Source organism: uncultured Muriicola sp. (genome assembly GCF_947258935.1).
Taxonomy (GTDB): Bacteria; Bacteroidota; Bacteroidia; order Flavobacteriales; family Flavobacteriaceae; genus Muriicola.
Genome location: NZ_CAMYKH010000102.1, coordinates 1 through 5,735 on the forward strand (window position 1 = coordinate 1; position 5,735 = coordinate 5,735).

Annotated in this window: 6 protein-coding genes and 1 pseudogene; all 7 read left to right on the top strand. The window is 41.1% G+C overall.

Translation table 11 applies throughout. The features are described 5' to 3' along the window. Positions 1-1,371 (top strand): annotated as a pseudogene (locus tag Q0X72_RS12825) (hypothetical protein); the annotation flags it as partial. A gap of 52 nt (positions 1,372-1,423) precedes the next feature. Then, complete coding sequence (locus Q0X72_RS12830) at positions 1,424-2,113, top strand: DUF2490 domain-containing protein (protein ID WP_297766156.1); 690 nt, start codon at positions 1,424-1,426, stop codon at positions 2,111-2,113. A 22-nt stretch (positions 2,114-2,135) separates the two neighbouring features. Further along, positions 2,136-2,618 (top strand): YdeI/OmpD-associated family protein, encoded by a 483-nt coding sequence (locus Q0X72_RS12835; RefSeq protein ID WP_297766158.1) that lies wholly within the window; start codon positions 2,136-2,138, stop codon positions 2,616-2,618. 64 nt (positions 2,619-2,682) lie between these two features. Continuing rightward, a complete protein-coding gene (locus Q0X72_RS12840; protein WP_297766160.1) occupies positions 2,683-3,258 on the top strand; it encodes a superoxide dismutase family protein in 576 nt (191 codons plus the stop codon). 503 nt (positions 3,259-3,761) lie between these two features. After that, a complete protein-coding gene (locus Q0X72_RS12845; RefSeq protein WP_297766163.1) occupies positions 3,762-4,532 on the top strand; it encodes a LytTR family DNA-binding domain-containing protein in 771 nt (256 codons plus the stop codon). Between the two features lie 83 nt (positions 4,533-4,615). Then, positions 4,616-5,242, top strand: a complete 627-nt coding sequence (locus Q0X72_RS12850) for an intradiol ring-cleavage dioxygenase (protein ID WP_297766165.1) — start codon at positions 4,616-4,618, stop codon at positions 5,240-5,242. Next, a partial coding sequence (locus Q0X72_RS12855) for a YceI family protein (RefSeq protein ID WP_297766167.1) occupies positions 5,235-5,735 on the top strand: 501 nt, incomplete at its 3' end. The genes Q0X72_RS12850 and Q0X72_RS12855, both read left to right, overlap by 8 nt.

Here is a 5,735-nt window from a genome sequence, read left to right on the forward strand (position 1 = left end):
TTGCTTATTGCTAATGATTACAGGAGATTTAACTATACACCCTATGCTTACAGAACAAGAGATTACGGAAAGACATGGGAAAGGATAGTAGATCAGGCAGATGTGCAAAGCTATACGTTGTCGATCATTGAGGATCCGGAAAATCCAAACTTAGTATTCTTAGGAACCGATGACGGTCTCTATGTTTCATTTAATGCGGCCAAAAAATGGCAGAAATGGACAGAAGGGTTCCCTACAGTCTCAACAAAAGACCTAACAATACACCCAAGGGAACACGACCTGGTTATTGGAACGTTTGGACGCGCCGCCTGGGTGTTAGATGATATTAGGCCTCTGAGAGCTGTTGCCGCAGATCCGTCTATACTGATGAAGGATATTGAGGTGTTCGATCCTCCAACGGCCTATCAGGCATCCTATCAACAGCCCACCGGGAGCCGATTTGGAGCCGATGCCTTGTTCAATGCCGAAAACAGAAAGGAAGGAGCTATGATCACCTATTTCCTGAAAGAAGGATTTAAAAAAGTAGCACCGAAGAAAGATTCTGAAGACAAAAAAGAAGAAGACGAGGAAGCCAATGAGGATGAAAAGAAAGAAACAGAAGAAGCAGAGAAAACAAAAGACTCTGTAGTGGTTGAGATCTACAATGGAGAAGACCTTATCAGGACCTTAAAATACAAAACGCCCGAAAAGGCTGGTTTCCATAGGATCTATTGGAATATGGATGAAAAAGGACCGGACCGTCCTTCACGCGCAATTCGTAAACGCAACAGAGAAGCCGGTGGAGTGGACGTAAAACCCGGAATGTACAAAGTTGTATTATCGTTGGGTGAAATGATGGATGAGACCACGATTACGGTAGCCTCAGATCCGCGTTTAAATGTGTCCACCACCGCCATCAATGAAGTGTATAAGGCAAGTAAAAAACTGGAAGGCTTTACCCAAACCACAGCAGATGCAGTTAAACAATTGCTGGAAAGCAAAAAGGTAGCCGCCAAGTATCAGAAGGATCTGACGGAGTTAGATAAAGATAAATTTAAGGATGCAATTAAGGCCTCAAAAGACATTTCAAAGAAGATCGATGGACTTATAGATGTTTATCTGGGGAAAGTAGACAAACGACAGGGGATCACGCGTAATCCGGAACTTACGGTAATGCGGAGAATTGGAAACGCCTATCAATATGTACGCTCCAGAAAAACAGGGATCACAGAAACAGAAACAAGGCTAATGGAATTTGCAGAAGCCGATCTTAAGGCCACTTTGGAGAAGACCAACGCCTTTTTTGCTGATGAATGGAAGACATACCGTGAGACCATAGAACCATTAACCATTTCAATGTTTAAGGATACTTCTTCCTTTAATTTGGACTAGATCTCCGCAATTAGAGCCTCTTGAATAAAATTGAAATAAATACTGATACTGAATGAAGAGATTAAGTATATTTTTTGCCCTTTTAATAAGCGGAATAAGTATGGCCCAAAATACTGGCGAAGATAAATGGGGGGCCTGGTATATGTACTTTGGCACCAATAAGATATCAGAAAAGCTAAGTATTCATTCTGAGGCCCAATTTCGCTTCTATGAAACCACTCAAAATTTTAATCAGTTGCTATTGCGAACCGGGCTTAACTATCATATTAACCAGGATGCCATTGTTACCCTTGGATATGGATATATTTCTACAGATGGAACTTTTGAAGAATTTCCGGAGGAAATTAATTCGAAGGAAAACCGGATCTTTCAGCAACTTATCCTGAAAAATAAGGTGGGAGAATTCCGTTTTGAACACCGGTACAGGCTAGAGCAGCGCTTTATAGATTTTGGGGAAACCACCGATACTCAGCACAGAGCTCGTTATAGATTACAAGTAACCCTTCCTCTTACCGATACATTTTTCGTAAACGTTTATGATGAAGTGTTCCTGAATCTTCAGGATCAGGTCTTTGGTCAAAATAGACTATATATGGCATTAGGTGTTCACATTACCGATAATAGCAGCCTGCAGCTAGGCTATTTAAAAAATCATTTTAATTCTGTCAACTATGACCGATTACAATTAGGCGTTTTCTTTAACCCGGATTTACGTAAAAAGAAGAGTCGACAGAATAAATAGCGTTAATCAAAATTACGGTTAGATGCTTAAGAGTCCGACATTTGATGTACAGTTTAAGGGGATTCATTCCCTGATTCTCCCGGATAAAGAGATTCGTCCTTTTCTTGAATCAGGCCACAAAAGGGTAAAGGTTATGGCTAGTTTTGAGGGTAAATCTGTTGAATTCTATGGTGCACTCCAAAAACGCAAAACAGAATACAGACTCATGTTCGGTAAAGAGCATCAAAAATTTCTGGGTGTCTTTCCCTATGATTTTATCAGTCTGAAACTCTCAGAAGACAGATCTAAATATGGCGTGGAAATGCCTGAAGAATTAGATGCCGTGTTGGAAAGTGATATAGATGCTCATGAGATCTTTGAAGGATTTACAGATGGAAAAAAGAGAAGCATAATTTATATGATTGCCAGGTATAAAACATCGCAAACCCGAATCGATAAAAGTATCATCCTTTGTGAAAACCTTAACCGTGGGATAAGAAACCCCAAGGAACTACTGAAGTCTTAAATATTAAAATTGACTTGCCGTGTAATATTATGTAACTTTAAATGTTAACTAAAAAATGAACGAAATGAAATTTTTAAGAATAGCAATACTTGCTCTTATCCTAACCACATCCAACAATTGTAAGGAGGTAAAGAAGGAGGCCAGTGAGGCTGCAGAAGAGATGGAAGCCATTAAAGAAGAGGTAATGGTAGAGACCATCGCCTTTAAAATGGAACCTAAAAGTGATAGTAATGTGGCTGGAGAGGTAAGCTTTACGGATGAGAATGGTAAAGTTGTTATGAAAGCTACATTTACTGGCCTCACACCGGGAGAACACGCTATCCATATTCACGATAAAGCAGATTGTTCAGCCACAGATGGCACCTCAACCGGCGGTCATTGGAATCCAACCGCAGAACCTCATGGAAAATGGGGTGAAACTGCCGGATATCACAGGGGTGACATAGGGAACTTTACAGCTGATGCCGATGGAAACGCCTCTGTTGAATTTACAACAGATCTTTGGTGTATTGGTTGCGAAGATGAAACCAGGAATATAGTTGGGAAAGCGGTTATTGTACATCAGGGGGTAGACGACTTTACGTCCCAGCCCAGTGGTGCTGCAGGTGCACGTATTAGCTGTACAGGGATCATCAAATAATGTTTTTATATGAACGCGTATAAAAGCTGCCTACGGGCGGCTTTTATATTTTAGGGTAGAAAGGATCATATTGATTCCTGCCCATTCTCTTGTATAGATTGTCCTCAATTAAATCAATAATTACAGAGGTCTTTACTTACGAAGCATATTTTGTAGTGAGCGGTTTGCCATCCATATTTTTACAAATACAAGAAGCATTGCAACTGTCCAACTAAAAAAAAGGAAGTATTCCATAACGTAGGTGATTCGGGTCGGTTAATACTCAGTTTTTACACTTAGAATGATCTTTCGTAACACTTGGGGCATCATGAAAGTCTGTACTTAAACGATAAAAATAGTCTTTTCGTCTGTAATTTCCTAAAAATTTGTTATAAAATAGAGATGCCTGTGGTAAAGGTTTGTCTTATAATTTTTACTTTAGATAACCGTTTCACCTTCAATCATGGGCTATAAGGCCATTCTTGGAAAATCACTAACTTAATGTACTGTTTAAACCCTTGACAATGAAAACCGGCAAGTTTCAGAAATCCTGGCTGCGTTGGTCACTGCTTATACTGGCCGGGCTACTCTTGTTGGTCCTCGCAAAAGACCTATTGGAGGCTACTTTGGAGGGCTATTCCTTTTATTGGTACGAATCGCTTCTTTTCGGATCATTCTGGGTACTCTTTATACCCCTACTTTTACTTAATGGTTGGATAGCATATAACAAGAAACCAAGGCTATATCTGGTCTATGCACTCTTATTTACTTTGTTGCACTTGCTGCTGTTTGCATCAGCGGTTAAAGTTTTATCCTCCGTGTTCCTGGAGGACACTTTCGGAATCGTAGACGTACTACGCGGCAGCGGCCCCGAAAATGGAGTCATCGCGCTGTTCGTATATGGACTTGGCAATTTTTTCTTTAAAATTTACCGAGAACACAGGTCTAAAAAGGTCCTTTATTCCGCAGAGCATTCGAGCATCAGGGTAAGTAAAGCGGGGAGACATATAGTGCTTTCACCTAAATCCATCCTCTGTGTACGATCAGAATCACCCTATATTGCGCTTATAACACACGATGGAACCTATCTTCATACTGCGAGCTTGCAGTCCTTTCTTGAAAAACATGCGCTACCGCAGTTTATACGAATCCATAAGAGTAGCATCGTAAATACAGATTTTGTTAAGTCATACCTTTCCCGTGGTAACGGAGATTATGATGTGACCCTTGAAGACGGATCAGAGCTTCGACTAAGTCGCAACTACGCTAAAGAGTTTCTAAAGAGAATGGGGTGAACTCAGTTCACCCAGTTCTATACTCCACTTACCACATTTACAGTTGTTAACGACAGTATTTCCAATAACTTTATAAAAAAAACATGGAAGTAACTAGATCATTATCACTGCTAAGACTTTTATTTCTGTTCACTACTTTATTCTGTTGCGGGCAAAACAGGGCAGATTTATTAGGCGGGCCTTGCGAAGACTGCCAGGCGGTTTACGAATACGGGAGCCGCAAACTTGTTAGCGTAGATACCTTGCCATTATTTGGGCTGGAGCCCCGGTTGAAGATTACAGGAACGGTGTTTAAGAAGGATGGGGAGACCCCGGCTAAGGATATCATCCTGTATATCTACCACACGGACCGGGAGGGTATCTATCGAAAGATAGGAACCGAAAAAGGATGGGGTAAAAGGCATGGTTCTATCCGTGGCTGGGTAAAGACGGGGTCAGATGGGAGTTATTCATTTTACACCTTTAGGCCGGGAGCTTACCCGGACGGAGTGGAAGCGGAACATATCCACCTAACGATCAAAGAACCGGGGAAAAAGGAATACTACGTTGACAATTATGTGTTTGAAGATGATGTGTTATTAACTGCCGAGCGAAGGAAAAGATTGCAGAATCGTGCAGGTTCTGGTATAGTAATGCCTAAAAGATCCGACGGCATATATGTAATAAAGCGTAACCTGATTCTCGGTAAAAATATACCCAATTATGAATAAAGTTATAGTCGTATTGTTGGCCTTGTGCCTGTTTTGTTCCTGTAGAGACATGGCGCCCACTCATGCGTCCATTATCATGGCTTCTCAGGATATGAAAGAAATACCAAAGGGAACGGTAGATACCCTTACGATAGACACAAAGGCTTCTGAGATCTGGTGGAAAGGGACCAAAATGTTTGGGGTAAAAAGTCATTCCGGGATCATTCAAATCAAGTCGGGTTTTATAGAGGTAAAGGATGAAAAGCTCCTTGGCGGATCCTTTTATGTTGATATGAACACAATAGAAGTTACGGACATCCCGGCACATGATCCCATCCCTAAACGCGGGTTGGAAAACCATCTGAAGGATCGGGATTTCTTTGACGTAAAACGGCACCCTGAAGCCCATTTAAGGATCACCTCTGTTAAACCTTTTACTGAACAAAACCTTGAGTTTACAGGGCAGCTGACTATAAGAGGGATAACGAACGATGTTCAATTTACAGGAGAATTC